This is a genomic window from Streptomyces sp. NPDC050619 (assembly GCF_040654815.1).
Classification (GTDB): domain Bacteria; phylum Actinomycetota; class Actinomycetes; order Streptomycetales; family Streptomycetaceae; genus Streptomyces.
The window spans coordinates 94,279-110,499 of the sequence record NZ_JBFAIR010000001.1 but is presented as its reverse complement, the minus strand read 5'-3'; the positions used below and the strand labels follow the sequence as shown (position 1 = coordinate 110,499).

The window sequence follows — 16,221 nt, the reverse complement described above, 5'->3', positions numbered from 1 at the left end:
ATGCGGGCCCTGCACATCATCACCGGCCTCGGCGTGGGCGGCGCCGAGCAGCAACTGCGGCTGCTGCTACGCCACTTGCCCGTCGACTGCGACGTCGTCACGCTCACCAACCCGGGCACGGTCGCCGACGGGCTGATCGCCGACGGCGTCCGGGTCGTCCACCTCGGCATGGCCGGCAACCGCGACCTGGCCGCGCTCCCCCGCCTGGTCCGGCTCATCCGCGCCGGCGGCTACGACCTCGTGCACACCCACCTCTACCGCGCCTGCCTCTACGGCCGTCTCGCCGCGCGGCTGGCGGGCGTCCGCGCGATCGTCGCCACCGAACACTCCCTCGGCGACTCGCAGATGGAGGGCCGGAAGCTGACCGCGGGGGTCCGCGCGCTGTACCTGACCGGCGAGCGCCTCGGCCGCGCCACGGTCGCCGTCTCCCCCACCGTCGCCGACCGCCTCCGGCGCTGGGGCGTGCCCGCCCCTCGCATCGAGGTCGTCCCGAACGGCATCGACCTGGCCCGCTTCCGCTTCGACCCGGCCGTTCGCCTGCGCACCCGCCGGCGGCTGGGCCTGCCGGAGACGGCCTACGTCATCGGCGGCATCGGCCGCCTCACCGCCGGCAAACGCTTCGACGTCCTGATCCGCACCCTCACCCAACTCCCCTCCGACTACTGGCTGTTGCTGGTGGGCGGCGGCCCCCAGGAGCACGCCTTGCGACGCACCGCCCACGAGGCCGGCATCGCGGACCGCGTCCTGTTCACCGGCGAACGCCCCTGCGTCCCCGACGGCTCACCCGGCCCCGACCTGCCCTCCCTCGCCTGTGCGATGGACCTCTTCGCCTCACCGTGCCCCGAGGAGGCCTTCGGCCTGGCGGCCGTGGAGGCGCTGGCGTCCGGGCTGCCGGTGCGCTACGCCTCCTGCCCGGCGATCGAGGACCTGCCCGCGCACACCGCGCCCGCCTCGCGCCGCGTCCGGGGCGGCCCCGACGCGTTCGCCGACGCCATCGCGTCGGCCCGCGCACAGGGCCCGAGCCCGCGCATCACACCCGAGGCCGCCCGCCACTACTGCATCACCCGCAGCGCCGCCCAGCTCATGGACGTCTACGCGGCCGCGGTGGCCGCCCCTTCCGTGTCCCCGTCACCCCAGGGAGTCAGTTCCCCATGACCGAGAACCCCACCGGCCCCCGCCGCCCGGCCACCACCCTGGCCGCCCGCGCCAAGTCCCTCCCACCCTGGTCCCTGATCGCGGCCGGCGCCCTGACCGGCGGCCTGCTCGGCGGCGGGTACGGCCTGGCCCAGCCGCCCGCGTACACGGCCACCAGCTACGTCGTCGCCGTACCGACCGAGCAGTCCGACCCGGCGTCCGCGCTCGGCTTCGCGCAGGCGTACGGCCGGGTCGCCACGCAGCTCGCGGTGCTCGGGGACGCGCCGGTGTGGGCGGGGGTGCCGGTGCGGACGCTGAAGGAGAGCGTGCGGACGGCGACCTCGCCGGACGCCCCGATGGTCTCCGTCACGGCCACCTCCTCGCGCCCCGACCTCGCGGCCGACATGGCCAACGCGGTCTCCCGCGCGCTGACCCGGCACGCGGCCGACACCCAGGACTCCACCCACATCGAGCTCCAGCAGTTCGCCCGCGCCACCAGGCCCACCGCACCGTCCTCGCCCTCGCCCGCGGTGACGGGCCTGGTCGGCGCGAGCGCGGGCGGCCTGCTGGGCGGCCTGACGCTGCTGGTCCGGCCGAGGCGGACCACGGACCAGCCGGGCCGCCCGCCCTCCGTGCCCGGCCCCGCCACCGCCGCCGACGTCCGCGGACAACTGTGACGTACCCGGCCCAACTCGTCACCGACGAGCGCGACTTCGCCGAACTGGCCTCGGACTGGGGCGAGTTGTACCGGCGGTGCGCCACCGCGACCCCGTTCCAGAGCCATGCCTGGCTGCACTCCTGGTGGCTGTCGTACGGCAGACGCGGGCGGCTGCGGCTGATCCTGGTCCGGGACGGCGGCGAACTCGTCGCCGCGGCACCGCTCATGCGGGTGAGCCGCCCCGTACCGTCCCTCGTACCGCTCGGCGGCGCCATCTCCGACTACGGGGACGTCCTGCTGGACGACGAGCGCGGCGAGGAGGCGGTCGCCGCACTCGCCGAGGGCCTGTCCACCGCCGCCCGCACCGCACTGATCGACTTCCGCGAGGTCCGCCCGGGCGGAGCGGCCGAGCGCGTCTACGACCACTGGCGCGGACCCCGGCGCCGGGTGAGCGACTCGGTGTGCCTGGAGCTGCCCGCCGTACCCATGGCCGAACTGGTCGCACGCCTGCCCGCCGCGAAGGCCCAGCGGGTGCGCGCCAAGCTGCGCAGACTGACCGCGCTCGGCGTCGAGCGTCACGTCGTAGAGCCGGACGAGGTGGACAAGTCGCTGCGGCGGCTCATCGAACTGCACCAGCTGCAATGGCAGGGGCGGAGGGTGACGCCCGAGCATCTGCGGCCGCGGTTCCGCGACCACCTGGTGCGCTCGGTCGAGCCGATGGTGCGCTCCGGGGACGCCGTGGTCACCGAGTTCCGCCTCGACGACGACGTGGTGGCCGTGGACCTGACCCTGCTGTCGGAGCGCCTTGCGGGCGGCTACCTGTACGGCGCGCATCCCTGCCTCAGGGAACGCAAGGCGGACGTCGCGGTGATGCTGCTCGACGCGTGCGCGGAGCATCTGCCGGACGGCGGGCGCGGCACGCTGAGCCTGCTGCGCGGCAACGAGCCGTACAAACACCACTGGCGCCCGGAAACGGTCGTCAACCAGCGGCTGCTGCTGGCCCGGCGGCGCACCGCCCCGCTGCTGTCGGCGGTCGTCTGCGACGTGGCCGCACGGCGGCGGGGCAAGGAGGCGCTGCTCCGCTGGAAAGGATGACGGCAGGCCCTGAGGGGCCCGCCATCACCGGCCGAGGCGGCTATCGGCTGCGCGACCACCAGTCGAAGCGCAGGCACAGCTTCCCGCCGAGCAGGTACTCGACCCAGTCGCCCAGATCCAGCGGTGAACAGTCAGGCGGATTCACCGGCGTCGTAGGTGTCGTAGGCGTGGGGGACTCGGTCGGCTCGGTCGGCTCCGGGGTCGGCTCGTCGGTGCGGCCGAAGAGGACGGACCGGTAGACCTCGGACGCCTTGGGGTTCTTCCCGCACTGCCAGACACCGTGCGGGCAGTAGTCGGTCAGCGTGTTGTACAGCGGTTTGTGCTCGTCCATCCACGCCAGCATGCGCCGCATGTACTCGGGGTTGTCCCCGTTACGGAAGAGCCCCCATTCGGGATACGAGACGGGCTTGCCGTGCCTCTTGGCGAAATCCACGTGCTCCTGAAGGCCGTAGGGCTCGCTCACCTGCCGGTCGAACGACAGGCCGGACGGCTGGTCGTAGGAATCCATGCCGATGATGTCGACGGTGTCGTCGCCCGGATAGCACTCGGTCCAGGGAACGGCGTCCAGGCCGCGCGTGGGAGCGAAGTCGAACCGGAGCTTCTGCCCCGGCACCGCACGCATCGCCGTGACGATGCGGTTCCAGTACTCCTTCCAGGCCTCCGGGTCGGGCCCGCAGCGATGGGTGTACGTGATGCCGTTCATCTCCCAGCCGAGCACGACGACCGTGTCCGGCACCTTCAGCTCGACCAGTCGTTCCGCGAGCGCGCGGAAGTGGTGGTCGAACTCCCCCTCGGCGCCCCGTCGCAGCAGTGTGCGGACCTCGGCGTCGGAGAGATGGTCCTCGTTGCGCTCCAGCATGGGCACGTTGAGGACGAGCATCCGGTCGTCCCGCTCGGTACGCCAGTCCGCCCACGCGTCCAGGAAGCCGGGGGCGCCCTCGATGTTGCTCCAGAGGTCACCGGGCAAGTAGGTGTGGCCGACGCGCAGTTCGGCGCCGCCCAGCCAGCGGCTGAGCTCGGAGATGCGGGCCACCCCGCGGGGGCCGTAGTCGAGGTAGGCGCCGAAGGCGGGAGCGTCGGCCTGATCGGCCCGCACCACCCCCGCGGCGAATCCCGGCCCCGACGTCAGAGCAACCGACGCGGCAACCGCCGCAGCGAGGAATGCCGGCCGCCTGGATCGGGCCCTTCGCTGCTTCAGGGCCATGCCCGCTCCTTTCTCCACTCATCCGCGCTCTGCCCGAGCCTGTGCCGGGTACCGGAGTCCGCTCGTCCGGCACCCGGCACCCGCACTACCGACGAGACGCGGCTCGGCCTCGTCGGTACAGGACGGCACCGCCCGCGATCAGCGCGAAGCTGACGCCGGACGCGGCCAGCATGGCCTCACTGCCGGTTTCGGGCAGCTGGGGCGGCGTGCCGTGCTCACCACCCGGGGGAGGCATGGTGTGCGGGGGCATGGTGTGCGGAGGTGACGTCGGAGGGCTGTGCGGAGGCGACGTGGGCGGGGTGTGCGGAGGTTTCGTGGGCGGTGACGTCGGCGGCGGCGTCGTATGCGGAGGGGACGTGGGCGGCTTGGTCGGGGGTGTCTCCCCGTAGCCACCTGGCGTTTCTCCGTATCCGTCCGGCGTTTCTCCGTATCCGTCCGGCGTCTCCCCGTAGCCGTCCGGCGTCTCCCCGTAGCCCGGCGTCTCCTCGCCATCGCCGTACGACGGAGAGCCCGGCGTTTCCTCGCCGTAGCCGTCGCCGTAGCCATAGCCGGGATCCGGACCGGAGTCGTCGTCGCTAGGGGAAGGCCCCTGCGTTACGCCGGGCGATCCGCTCTCGTGTGGACCCGATTCGTTCGCGCAGGAGTTGCCGAACGCCGGGTTGAGCGCGCCGATCACGTCCACGGAGTTGCCGCAGTCGTTCAGCGGCACCTCGAGCGGCACCTGCACACTGTTGCCGGACACGACGCCCGGCGAGCCCTTGGCGGCCCCGCTCGCGTCCGCGTCGGCGAGGGCGGAGCTGCCGCACAGGGACAGAATGCTCGTCGCGGCGGCGGCCGTGACCATTCCCCTACTCAGGGTCTGTCGCAATTCCTTGTCCTCCTGCTTGAAGAAGTGGGAAAAGCCGGCCTTGGAACGCAACTGGACGTCCAAGACCGGCCGTGAATCAGCCGGGCGGCTGGTGTGTTACGTCGTCAGTCGCTCTCGCACTCTTCGGCGACCGCCGGGTTCAGCAGGCCGATGACGTTCACCGAGTTGCCGCACAGGTTGATGGGAAGGTGCACGGGAACCTGAATCACGTTTCCGGAGAGGAAACCCGGCGAACCGAAGGCATAACCCTCGGCCTCCGCGTCGGCGAAGGCCGGGGAGGCCATGCCGAGGGCCATGATCACGCCCGCGACGACAGCTGCGGTCTTCTTCATGAGCTTTCCCTTCTCTGCGGTCATGCCTCTATGACGGTCGAAACCGAGCGAGCACAGCCGGAACGGCTCGCCATGACCCGCAGGCTCTATAACCAGGGATAGACATCTGGAGAAAGTACGGAACGTGGGCCCCGGGGTAATTCACTCGAACGACTTCACAAAATCGTCACGAAGATCCACTCTGAAGATCCACTTCGAACGACGTCCGGTCAGCCGTTGCCGGCGAGGACCGCGATGTCGTTCAGGACGTGCGACACCGGCTCGTCGCCCTTGCCCTGCGTCGAGTTCTCGGCGCACTGCTGGTTCTGCGGGGCGGACAGGACCGGGATGTCCTGGACACCGACGTTGATGAGGAGGAGCAGGGACTGCACGTCCGCCTTGGCCGGCAGGCCGACGCAGAGCTTGTTGAGCGAGCTCTGGACCAGGGTGGCCTGCGGGCTCATCTTGCCCGTCGTCACCTGGTTGCCGAACGACTGGTGGGCGCCGTTGCCGCTCAGCGAGGTGGTGCCGTTGTCGTCATTGGTGGCAAACGCCTGAGGGGCGGCCGCCGCCGACGCACCGACGACGGACGCGGCGATCGCCGCCATGGCCATTGCCTTCTTCAGCATTTCGCATTCCTTTCAAGACTCTGGTTCCTGCCCTCGCATCAACCGGGTGCGCAGAGATTGGTTTCGATGCTTCACCCGATCAGACCCATCCCTTCCTTATGGGCCATCGGAGTGAATGCCAGCAACCAAGCGGGGCCATGGCAGTTGTCCAGAGCGCTCCGGTGGACGGGGTTTCTCCAGAAGGGACTAGCAAGTGATCAAGAAGGTTTTGGCTACCGCCGCGGTCGCAGCTTCCGTCGTCGGCGCCTCCGCCGCCGCGGCACCGCAGGCTCTGGCCCTCAGCGACGACGACGGCACCACGTCCTTCAGCGGCAACGGTGCGAACCAGTCGTTCGGCAACTCGGCGACCTACGGCGACATGAGCCCGCAGATGGCGCTCATCCAGGGCTCCTTCAACAAGCCCTGCATCGGCCTGCCGGCGAAGGTCAACGCCCAGTCGATCCTCGGCCTGGTCAACGTCGGCGTGCAGGACATCCCGATCCTGTCGGCCCCGCAGAACCAGCAGTGCGTCGAGAACTCGACGCAGGCCAAGGGCGACGAGCCGCTGTCGCACATCCTGGACGACATCTCGGCCCTGTCCGGCAACGGGAGCTGAGCCCGCGGATCCTCACGGGCCTCTGAGCCCCGGGCCTGGTTTTCCGGGCCCCGTCAGCGGGCCGCCGAACTCTCGGCGGCCCGCTGGCTTGGCTTTTCGCCTGTCGGTGAGGGGCGCGGGGCGCTCACCGCACCGCGCAGTGCGCTGGGCCAATCGGGGCAAAGACCGCAACTCCGGCAGGGGTTGAGCCGTTGATGATCACGCAGCTCCTCCCCGGAGTCCGCTTTTCGAAGGGAATGAACATGAAGAAGCTGTGGGCCACCGCGGCCATCGCCGCCTCCGTCGCCGGTCTGTCGGCCGCGGTCGCCTCCCCCGCGCTTGCCACCGGTGACGACAACGGCACCACGTCCTTCAGCGGCAATGGTGCTTCGCAGGAGTTCGGCAACTCGGCCACGTTCGGCAAGATGAGCCCGCAGCTGTCGCTGATCCAGGGCTCGCTGAACAAGCCGTGCATCGGCCTGCCCGCGAAGGTCAACGCACAGTCCATCCTCGCCCTGGTCAACGTCGGCGTGCAGGACATCCCGATCCTGTCGGCCCCGCAGAACCAGCAGTGCGTCGAGAACTCGACGCAGGCCAAGGGCGACGAGCCGCTGTCGCACATCCTGGACGACATCTCGGCCCTGTCCGGCAACGGCTGAGCTTCGGCTCCGCCGCACGGCGGGTCACCGGTTCTCCGGTGACCCGCCGTTTTGCGTGTCACTCCCGGTGTGTGGGCCGGCCGTCGTCCTCGGTAAGTTGATCTCCCCCACGAAAGGACACCCCCGTGCCTTCCTCACGTCTGCGGTCCGCGGCGGTCGCCGCCTGCGCCTGTGCCGTCGTAGTCCTGTCCGGTGCCACGCCCGCGGCCGCGGCGCAGTCGCCCGCTCCCGCTGCCGCCGTAGCGCCCGGACTCGCCCCGCTGACCGATCTGTTCGCCGAGCGGCTGCTGCTCGGGGACCAGGTGGCCGCCGCCAAGTACGGCACCGACAAGCCGATCGACGACCCCGCGCGCGAGAAGCAGGTCCTGGACGACGTGGCCGCCCGGGCGGTCGGGCTCGGGCTGGACCCGGATGCGGTGACGGCCGTCTTCCGCGACCAGATAGAGGCGAACAAGCTGGTGCAGCGCGGGATGTACCAGCGCTGGGACGCGCATCCGCAGGAGCGGCCCACCCATCGGCCCGACCTCACCACGGAGATCCGCCCGGCCCTCGACCGCATCACCACACAGCTGCTGACCGCTTTGCAGGACACGGAGGCGCTGCGGGCCAGGCCGTCGTGCGCGCCGCGGCTGACCGTGGCCGCCGCCCGGTCCGCGTACGGCCACCAGCTGGACCTCCTGCATCTGGCCGGGCTCGGACGGGCGCTGCCGTCGGTGTGCGACAACCAGTAGTGGGCTAGTCCCCCGTTCCGGCGAGGGCTTTGCGGGCCGTGACCGCGGTGTCCCGGTCCCAGCCCTCGCCGGGTACGGCGGCGAGCAGCAGGCGGGTGTAGGGGTGGGCCGGGTCGGTGAGGACCTGGCGGGTGGGGCCCTGTTCGACGGCGTGGCCGTGGCGCATCACCAGGACGTCGTCGGTGATGTGCTGGACCACCGCCAGGTCGTGGCTGACGAAGACGAGGGCGACCCGGTGTCGCGGCGGATCTCGTCGAGGAGCTGGAGGATCTGGGCCTGGATCGACACGTCCAGGGCGGCGACCGCTTCGTCGAGGACGAGCACTCGCGGGTCCACGGCCAGGGCGCGAGCGATGGCCAGGCGCTGGCGCTGGCCGCCCGAGAGGTGCCGGGGACGGGCGTCGGCCTCCCGTTCGCCGAGGCCCACCCGGTCCAGGAGGCCGGCGGCCAGGGCCTCGTCCCGGCCGTGCAGGCGCAGGGCGGTGCGCAGGCACTGGGCGGACGTCAGGCGGGGGTCGAGGGAGACGTACGGGTCCTGGAAGACGATCTGGATCTCGCGGGCGCGGGCCAGCCGGTCGGTCTTGCGGCGGGGCGTGCGGGGCCCGCGCGGGCGGCCGTCGACCGTCACCGTGCCGGCGTCGGGGCGGACCAGGCCGACCAGCATCCGGGCCACCGTCGTCTTGCCGGAGCCGGACTCCCCGACGATGCCGAGGGAGCCGCCGCGGGGCACGGTGAAGGAGATGTCCTCGGCGGCGGTGAGGCGAGCGCGGCCGGGCAGGGGGTAGGTCTTGCGGAGCCGGTCGACGACCAGCAGGGGTGCGTCGGTCATGCCGTACTCGTACTCCTCACGGCGACCGGCAGGCGGCCGTTCCCTCGTCCGGGAGGTCCAGCGGCTCCGGGTGCCAGGTCTCGCAGGTCGGCTCGGCGGCCGAGGCAGGCGGGGGAGGCGGTTTCGCCGCACCGTGGCGGGCATCCCCACGGCGAAGTTCCGCGAACGCCTGCGGTCAGCGGCGTTCCACGCCGGGCTCGTCGTCATCGCCGTCGACCCGGCCTACACCAGCATCTGGGGCGAGCGGTATGGGAAGACCCCGCTCCAACACCACAACCGCACGACCACGCTCACGCGGCACCACAGTGCCGCTGTGGCCATCGGCAGGCGTGGCCTGGGACACCGGATCCGGCGTCGGCCAGGTGTGACCGGCAACCACCAGAGGATGGTTGTCCGGAGAGCTACCGGCCAGACCGCATTCGCTCCCAAGCCACGCGGGACCACGAGCCCACCCAGGACAGGACGCACGCCAAACGGAGGCGGCAAGACGGACCTGCGCCGAAGTGACCAGCTCGTGCTGTTCCCCGGCCCTCAAGACCGTTCGAAGGGTCACCGGACCATCACGTGTCCGGGTTTAGGCGATTTGGCCAGCACTGGCCAACATCGCCAGGAACGGTAGTAGAGGTACGCCTGAGTCATCCTCGATGCCTCGCCTGACGGATGGTGTCGGCGAGCTGCCGTACCGCCTTGTCCTCGGTGGTGTCCGCCAACTCCTCAGCCCGGTCGGCCAGTTCACCGAGGCCCGGGGCCCCCGGCAGTGAGGTCCAGCGGTCGTCGCCCCGGCGCAGGGCGTCGGCGAAATAGGCGGCCACGGCAGTGACCTGGAAGCGCGGACTCGCGCTCCAGACGGAGTCGTCCAGGGAGTCGGACTCCAGCTGGCCCGACTCCTCGTGCGGGGTGCGGGTCTCGGGGTCCTGCCAGCGGACGGTCGCGGTGGCGAGGTGGCCGTCGGCGCCGGGCTCGGTGCGGACGGCGTAGAGGGCGGTGACCGTGTGGCCGGGGCCGACCTCGCCGCCGTCGACGCGGTCGTCCCGGAAGTCCTCGTCAGCGACCCGGCGGTTGTCGTAGCCGACCAGGCGGAACTCGGCGACCGTCTCCGGGTCGAAGGCGACCTGGGCCTTGGCGTCGCGGGCGGTCAGGTCGATGTGGCGCGGGAGCTGCTCGCAGAAGACCGTGCGGGCCTCGTCGGGGTCGGAGACGTACGTCGTGTGGCCGTCGCCCTTGTCGGCGAGGCGTTCCATCAGGGCGTCGCCGTAGTCGCTGCCGACGCCGACGCCGAAGAGGGTGATGCCGTGCTCGCGGCGAGCTCCGTCGACGCGTTCGAGGATGGAGTCGGGGTCGGTGTCGCCGTCGTTGGCGAGCGCGTCGGAGACGAGCACGACCCGGTTGGTGGCGCCCTCGCGCAGGCCCTCGACGGCGGTGGCATAGCCGGTTTCGACGCCCGCGCCGAGGTTGGTGGAGAAGGTGGGTTCCAGGCTGTCGATGGCGTCGTGGATCTCGTCGCGGTTGCCGTCGAGGCGGGTCATCGGCAGGACGGTCTCGGCCTTGTCGCTGAAGGTGACGAGGGCGACCGAGTCGTCGTCGCGCAGCCGGTCCGTCATCACGCCGAGGGATTCCTGGGCGAGGTCGAGCCGGCCCGGTTCGCTCATGGAGCCGGAGATGTCGATGACGAAGGTGAGGGCGGCGGGCGGGCGTTCGCCCCGCTGCTCGGCGGAGCGGGTGGCCAGGCCCACGCGGACCAGGGACCAGTCCTCGTCCTGGGTGCGGGCGCCGTCGACGGTCACCGAGAAGCCGTTGCCGTCGGGGCGTTCGTAGTCCTGGCGGAAGCTGTTGACGAACTCCTCGGGACGGATCGTCGACGGGTTGGGCCGCCGGCCGTCGGCGAGGGTGCGGCGGGCGTAGTCGTAGGAGGCGGTGTCGACGTCGAGGGCGAAGGTGGAGAGGTGGTCGGGGGACGGGGCGATGTCCCGGGACTCGTCGTCGGCGGTGCTGTCGCTGTCGTCCTGTTCGCCGGTGCTGTAGTCGGGGGCCGGGAAGCCGGTTGCTCCTTCTGCCCGGTCCGCGCTGCTGCTGTCGCCGCTGTCGCCCGCACCGCAACCGGTGAGCAGCAGGCCGCTCGCCACGGTGAGCGCGAGCAGCGGCCCACGCAGGCGGCGTGTCCCTCGCGCCCCTCGTATGCCTCGTTGGCCTCGTGTACCGCGTGTCCGGTGTCGCTCCATCGTCCGTGCCCCCTGGATCCGTTGACGCCGATGTCTGTGACTGTGACGGCGCAGGGGGCCGGAACGTGCGCTACGGAGCGTTGCGGATGAATCTCGAAGAGGGCACGGAAGGCGGCCGTCGAGACCGGTAGGTGATCCTCCGTTGACCTAGGACACCACGTCCTTGCGGGCGAAACCCCTGAAGGCCAGCGCGAACAGCACCAGGGCGTACGTTATGGAAACCGCCGTGCCCTGGATCATGCCGGACCACTCGGGATTGGGCTGGATGGCGTCCGCCCAGGCGAACTGCCAGTGCGCGGGCAGGAAGTGGCGCCAGTCGCCGAGGGCCGTCACGGCGTCCAGGACGTTGCCGACGATGGTCAGGCCGACCGCGCCGCCGACCGCGCCGAGCGGGGCGTCCGTCTTCGTCGACAGCCAGAACGCGAGCCCGGCGGTGACCAGTTGGGACACGAAGATGAACGCCACGACCACCACGAGCCGCTGGGCCGCCGTGCCCGGGGCGAGCGAGCCGCCGGTGGGGATCTCCAGGGAGCCCCAGCCGTAGGCGGCCGTGCCGACGGCCAGCGCCATCACTGGCAGCAGCACCATCGCGGCCAGGCTGAGCCCGAGCCCGACGACGAGCTTGGACCACAGCAGCCGGGCGCGCGGCACCGGAGCGGCGAGGAGATAGCGCAGGGAGGACCAGCTGGCCTCCGAGGCGATCGTGTCCCCGCAGAACAGGGCGACCGGGACGACCAGCAGGAAGCCGGCCGACACGAACAGGTTCACGGCGGCGAAGTTGGCGCCGGACGCCGTCGCCGTGTCCATCAGCGTGACCCGGTCGCCGCCCGCGTCGGGCTCACCGCCGATCGCGAAGGCGATGAGCAGCACGAACGGCAGGGCGGCGAGGATCCCGCCCATGACCAGCGTGCGGCGCCGCTTCAACTGGCGGACCAGCTCCACCCGGAGGGGAAGCGTGCGGCCGGCCTTGTAGCCGGAGGCTGTTTCCACAGGCTCGGTGAGCGTGCTCATGCGGAGCCTCCGATCAGGGTGAGGAAGGCGTCTTCCAGGCGGCGGTGCGGGCCCACCGACTGAACGGGCACTTCGAGCCGGACGAGTTCCACGACCAGGCGCTGCGCGTTGCCGCCGGCGTCGAGGCGGACCAGGAGTCCGTCGTCGGTGCGGACGGCGGAGACCACGCCCGGCAGAGCTGCGACCTTCTCGACGACCGGCTCCTCCACGGGGGTGCCGGTGCCGACGAGCAGGGTGTCGCCGGAGCCGATGATCTCCGCGACCTTGCCCGCTTGGACGAGCCTGCCCCGGTCCATCACCACGAGGTGCGTGCAGGTCTGCTCGACCTCCGCGAGCAGGTGGCTGGAGACGATCACCGTGCGCCCGGCCGCCGCGTAGCGGATCAGCACCTCGCGCATCTCGCGGATCTGCGGCGGGTCGAGGCCGTTGGTCGGTTCGTCGAGGATCAGCAGGTCCGGCAGGCCGAGCATGGCCTGGGCGATGGCGAGGCGCTGGCGCATGCCCTGCGAGTACGTGCGCACCGCGCGGGCGAGTGCGTCGCCGAGGCCCGCGATCTGAAGCGCCTCGTTCAGGTGGGCGTCCTCGGCCGGGCGGCCGGTGGCCCGCCAGTACAGCTCCAGGTTCTCCCGGCCGGACAGGTGCGGCAGGAAGCCCGCGCCCTCGACGAAGGAGCCGACCCTCGACAGCACCGGGGAGCCCGGGCGGATCGCGTGGCCGAAGACGCGGATCTCGCCGTCGTCCGGCTTGATCAGGCCCATCAGCATGCGCAGGGTGGTCGTCTTACCGGCGCCGTTCGGGCCCAGCAGGCCGAGGACCTGGCCCTTCTCCACACGGAAGGACAGCTCCTTGACCGCGTACCGGTCCGCCGACTTGGCGTACCGCTTGCTCAAGTCCGTGATCTGGAGCGGAACTTCGGCCAGCTTGGGGTCGGGGGGCGATGCGGAGACACGGCGGCGGCCGCTCAGCAGCAGCCCCAGCGCGATCACCGCGCCCGACAGCGGCAGCCACCACACCCACGCGGGCAACGGGGCCGCCGCGGTCGTCACACCGGGGGCCGTCGGGACCTTGAGGTCGCTCTTCAGGGAGACGGTGTACGTCGCCGGGGCGGCCGGGGAGGCGTATCCGAGGTCGGTGGAGGCGAGGACCAGGCGCAGCCGGTGGCCCTGCTCGACGTCGTGGTCGATGGCAGGCAGGGTGATCGTGACGTCCTTGCCGGCCTTGGCGTCCTCGACCCTCAGGGGTGTGACCAGCTGGGACGGCAGCACCTGCTGGGTGCCGCCCGGGCCGACGTCGTACACCTTGCCGAACAGGACGGCGTCGTCGCTCGTCGACTTGACGTGGACGGTGACCGTCGGCGATCCGGTGATCCGCAGGTCGTCGGTGACCGGCGCCGACTCGAAGCGCGCGAACTGGCCGGGGAAGTCCAGCGAGATGCCGACGCCGAGCGCGGAGAGCTGGGCGAGGCCGCCACCGCCGAGGCCGGGCAGGGCCGATACGGCGGGCGGACTGGCGCCCGGCGGGTTGGTGAAGCGCTGCTCGCGGCCGGGGCCGGTCAGGGCGAAGGACTTCTGCCCGCTCTCCAGGCCGGGGTAGGTGTCGTCGCTCGCGCCCCGCAGCAGTGCCTCGCCGTCGGTGGAGTCGACGCCTCCGGTGCGGGTGATGCGGAACGCGGGGCCGGTGTCCGTGCCCTTGTCGTCCTTGAGGTAGCGGTCGAACCAGTTCTCCACGCGCGACTGGACGCGGCTCGCCTCCAGGTCGCCGCCGTCGTGCCCGCCCGAGATCCAGTCGACGTCCACGGGGGCGCCGTTGGCGCGGATGGCCTTCGCCGCCGCGTCGGCCTGGCCGAGCGGGAAGAGGGAGTCGGTCTGGCCCTGCACCAGCAGCGTGGGGATCTTGATGCGGTCGCCGACGGCGGACGGCGAGCGCTCCTCCAGCAGCTTCCTGGCCTGCGCGTCCGGCACGCCGGATTCGGCGACCCGCTCGTACATCTGGCAGAGCTGGGTCTCGAACTTGTCGCAGCCGCCCGCGGAGTTGATGAAGATGCCCGCCCAGAGCTTCTTGAAGACGCCGTCCGGGAACAGCGCGTCCGCGAGGTTCCAGTACGTGATCGACGGGGCGATGGCGTCCACCCGCTGGTCGTACCCGGCCGTCTCCAGGGCGATCGCGCCGCCGTAGGACGCGCCCGCCATGCCCACGCGCGGGTCGCCGGGCTTGTCGAGCTGGACCTGGGGCTGCTTGGCCAGCCAGTCGATCAGCTTGGAGACGTCGGCGACCTCGCCTTTGGGGTCGTTCAGCCCGACCTTGCCGGTCGACCTGCCGAAGCCGCGGGCCGACCAGGTCAGCACCGCGTACCCGTCCCGGGCCAGGTCCTGGGCCTGCTGCCGCACGTCGTTCTTGCTGCCGCCGAAGCCGTGGGCGAGGAGGACGGCGGGGCGGCGGCCGGACGCGCCGGAGGTGAAGTACGAGGTGTCGATGCGCACCCCGCCGCCCATGTCCATGACCCGGTCGGTGGTGTGCACCGGCGGCGCGTCGTCGGCGGCGACGGCCGTCCATGTCCCGGCACCGGCGAGCACGACTACGGCGGCCGCGGCGGCTCCCCACCGTCGCGGCCCCCGGAGTAGCCCGCGCAGTCGGGGCAGTCGAAGATCCATGCGTCAACGGTACGGGGCGCCACTGACAGCCGATGCAGCCCCCGGGGTGAACCGCCAGCCATCCCACGGAAGTACGGGGCCCCCGTCGCGTACCGCGAGCGTGGTACGCGACGGGGGCCCGTGACAGCCGGCGTCAGTGGTTGCGCGGGAAGCCCAGGTCCACGCCCGCCGGGGCGTCCGCCGGGTCCGGCCAGCGGGTGGTGACGACCTTGCCGCGGGTGTAGAAGTGCGTGCCGTCGTTGCCGTAGATGTGGTGGTCGCCGAAGAGCGAGTCCTTCCAGCCGCCGAAGCTGTGGTAGCCGACGGGGACCGGGATCGGGACGTTCACGCCGACCATGCCGGCCTCGATCTCCATCTGGAAGCGACGGGCCGCGCCGCCGTCCCGGGTGAAGATCGCGGTGCCGTTGCCGAAGGGCGAGCTGTTGATCAGCGCCACGCCCTCGTCGTACGTGTCCACGCGCAGCACGCACAGCACCGGGCCGAAGATCTCGTCCTGGTACGCCTTCGCCGACGTGGGCACCTTGTCGAGGAGCGAGATGCCGATCCAGTGGCCGTCCTCGAAGCCGTCGACGGTGTAGCCCGTGCCGTCCAGGACGACCTCGGCACCCTCGGCCGCCGCGCCCTCGACGTAGGACGCCACCTTGTCGCGGTGGACGGCGGTGATGAGCGGGCCCATCTCGGAGGTCGGGTCGTTGCCGGGGCCGATCTTGATCTTCTCGGCGCGCTCGCGGATCTTGTCCACCAGCTCGTCGCCGATCGCGCCGACGGCCACGACCGCGGAGATCGCCATGCAGCGCTCGCCCGCGGAGCCGTAGGCCGCCGAGACCGCCGCGTCCGCCGCCGCGTCCAGGTCGGCGTCCGGCAGGACCAGCATGTGGTTCTTGGCGCCGCCCAGGGCCTGGACGCGCTTGTGGTTGGCGGAGGCCGTGGTGTGGATGTAGCGGGCGATCGGGGTCGAGCCGACGAAGGAGACGGCCTTGACGTCCGGGTGCTCCAGAAGGCGGTCGACGGCCACCTTGTCGCCGTGGACGACGTTGAAGACGCCGTCCGGCAGCCCGGCTTCCGCGAGGAGCTCGGCGATCTTGAGAGACGCGGACGGGTCCTTCTCCGACGGCTTCAGCACGAACGTGTTGCCGCAGGCGATGGCCATCGGGAACATCCACATCGGCACCATCGCCGGGAAGTTGAACGGCGTGATGCCCGCGACGACACCCAGCGGCTGCCGGATCGAGGACACGTCGACGCGGCTGGCGACCTGCGTCGACAGCTCGCCCTTCAGCTGCACGTTGATGCCGCAGGCCAGGTCGACGATCTCCAGGCCGCGCGCGACCTCGCCCAGGGCGTCGCTGTGCACCTTGCCGTGCTCGGCGGTGATCAGCTCGGCGATGGCGTCGCGGTTGGCGTCGAGCAGGGCGCGGAAGCGGAAGAGGATCTCCGTCCGCTTGGCGAGCGAGGACTGGCCCCAGGTGACGTAGGCGTCCTTCGCGGCGGCGATCGCGGAGTCGACCTCGTCGACGGTGGCGAACGGGACCTTCGTGGTGACCGCGCCGGTAGCGGGGTCGGTGACCGGCCCGTACGTACCCGACGCGCCTTCGACGGACTTGCCGCCGATCCAGTGGTTGACGATCTTCGTCATGACCGAGTGCTCC

General features: G+C 71.5%; 14 protein-coding genes and 1 pseudogene. 6 read left to right on the top strand and 9 right to left on the bottom strand.

Annotated features, from left to right (window positions below):
- Genes AB0I77_RS00480 through AB0I77_RS00470 form a run of 3 tightly spaced genes read left to right on the top strand, consistent with a single transcriptional unit; the run spans window position 1 to window position 2,887 of the window.
- Entirely contained in the window at window positions 1–1,155 is a 1,155-nt protein-coding gene (locus AB0I77_RS00480; protein WP_363280041.1) for a glycosyltransferase, read from the top strand.
- Window positions 1,152–1,811 (top strand): lipopolysaccharide biosynthesis protein, encoded by a 660-nt coding sequence (locus AB0I77_RS00475; protein WP_363280040.1) that lies wholly within the window; start codon window positions 1,152–1,154, stop codon window positions 1,809–1,811. The genes AB0I77_RS00480 and AB0I77_RS00475 overlap by 4 nt, the downstream gene beginning before the upstream one ends.
- Window positions 1,808–2,887: a GNAT family N-acetyltransferase gene (locus AB0I77_RS00470; protein ID WP_363280039.1), complete on the top strand. Its 1,080-nt coding sequence runs from the start codon at window positions 1,808–1,810 to the stop codon at window positions 2,885–2,887. The genes AB0I77_RS00475 and AB0I77_RS00470 overlap by 4 nt, the downstream gene beginning before the upstream one ends.
- A 40-nt stretch (window positions 2,888–2,927) precedes the next feature.
- Here the strand turns inward: AB0I77_RS00470 and AB0I77_RS00465 are convergent, their stop codons facing one another.
- From AB0I77_RS00465 to AB0I77_RS00450, 4 genes are all read right to left on the bottom strand, one after another.
- A complete protein-coding gene (locus AB0I77_RS00465; RefSeq protein WP_363280038.1) occupies window positions 2,928–4,091 on the bottom strand; it encodes a glycosyl hydrolase in 1,164 nt (387 codons plus the stop codon).
- An 85-nt stretch (window positions 4,092–4,176) separates the two neighbouring features.
- Complete coding sequence (locus AB0I77_RS00460; protein ID WP_363280037.1) at window positions 4,177–4,959, bottom strand: chaplin family protein; 783 nt, start codon at window positions 4,957–4,959, stop codon at window positions 4,177–4,179.
- A 104-nt stretch (window positions 4,960–5,063) separates the two neighbouring features.
- On the bottom strand, window positions 5,064–5,315 hold the full coding sequence (locus AB0I77_RS00455; RefSeq protein WP_363280036.1) for a chaplin: 252 nt from the start codon (window positions 5,313–5,315) through the stop codon (window positions 5,064–5,066).
- Between the two features lie 185 nt (window positions 5,316–5,500).
- The gene (locus tag AB0I77_RS00450) at window positions 5,501–5,899 is read right to left on the bottom strand and encodes a rodlin (RefSeq protein ID WP_363280035.1); all 399 of its coding nucleotides are present in this window, start codon (window positions 5,897–5,899) and stop codon (window positions 5,501–5,503) included.
- A 193-nt stretch (window positions 5,900–6,092) separates the two neighbouring features.
- Here AB0I77_RS00450 and AB0I77_RS00445 point away from each other — a divergent pair, with 193 nt between their 5' ends.
- The 3 genes from AB0I77_RS00445 (at window position 6,093) to AB0I77_RS00435 (ending at window position 7,863) form a co-directional block, all read left to right on the top strand.
- Window positions 6,093–6,494: a rodlin gene (locus AB0I77_RS00445; protein ID WP_363280034.1), complete on the top strand. Its 402-nt coding sequence runs from the start codon at window positions 6,093–6,095 to the stop codon at window positions 6,492–6,494.
- Between the two features lie 242 nt (window positions 6,495–6,736).
- Window positions 6,737–7,132, top strand: coding sequence for a rodlin (locus AB0I77_RS00440; protein ID WP_363280033.1), 396 nt, complete (start codon window positions 6,737–6,739; stop codon window positions 7,130–7,132).
- Between the two features lie 125 nt (window positions 7,133–7,257).
- Window positions 7,258–7,863, top strand: a complete 606-nt coding sequence (locus AB0I77_RS00435; protein ID WP_363280032.1) for a chorismate mutase — start codon at window positions 7,258–7,260, stop codon at window positions 7,861–7,863.
- A gap of 4 nt (window positions 7,864–7,867) precedes the next feature.
- Here AB0I77_RS00435 and AB0I77_RS00430 read toward each other — a convergent pair.
- The 5 genes and pseudogenes from AB0I77_RS00430 to mmsA all read right to left on the bottom strand — a co-directional run bounded on the left by AB0I77_RS00430 (window position 7,868) and on the right by mmsA (window position 16,208).
- Window positions 7,868–8,691 (bottom strand): annotated as a pseudogene (locus AB0I77_RS00430) (ATP-binding cassette domain-containing protein).
- Window positions 8,692–9,326: 635 nt separating this feature from the next.
- Window positions 9,327–10,910, bottom strand: coding sequence for a von Willebrand factor type A domain-containing protein (locus tag AB0I77_RS00425; RefSeq protein ID WP_363280031.1), 1,584 nt, complete (start codon window positions 10,908–10,910; stop codon window positions 9,327–9,329).
- A 147-nt stretch (window positions 10,911–11,057) separates the two neighbouring features.
- Window positions 11,058–11,921: an ABC transporter permease gene (locus AB0I77_RS00420; RefSeq protein ID WP_363280029.1), complete on the bottom strand. Its 864-nt coding sequence runs from the start codon at window positions 11,919–11,921 to the stop codon at window positions 11,058–11,060.
- Window positions 11,918–14,572 carry a CocE/NonD family hydrolase gene (locus AB0I77_RS00415; RefSeq protein WP_363280028.1) on the bottom strand — a complete coding sequence of 885 codons (2,655 nt, stop codon included), beginning with the start codon at window positions 14,570–14,572 and terminating at the stop codon, window positions 11,918–11,920. The genes AB0I77_RS00420 and AB0I77_RS00415 overlap by 4 nt, the downstream gene beginning before the upstream one ends.
- Before the next feature lie 133 nt (window positions 14,573–14,705).
- A complete protein-coding gene (gene mmsA / locus AB0I77_RS00410) occupies window positions 14,706–16,208 on the bottom strand; it encodes a CoA-acylating methylmalonate-semialdehyde dehydrogenase (protein WP_363280027.1) in 1,503 nt (500 codons plus the stop codon).
- Between the last annotated feature and the right edge of the window lie 13 nt (window positions 16,209–16,221).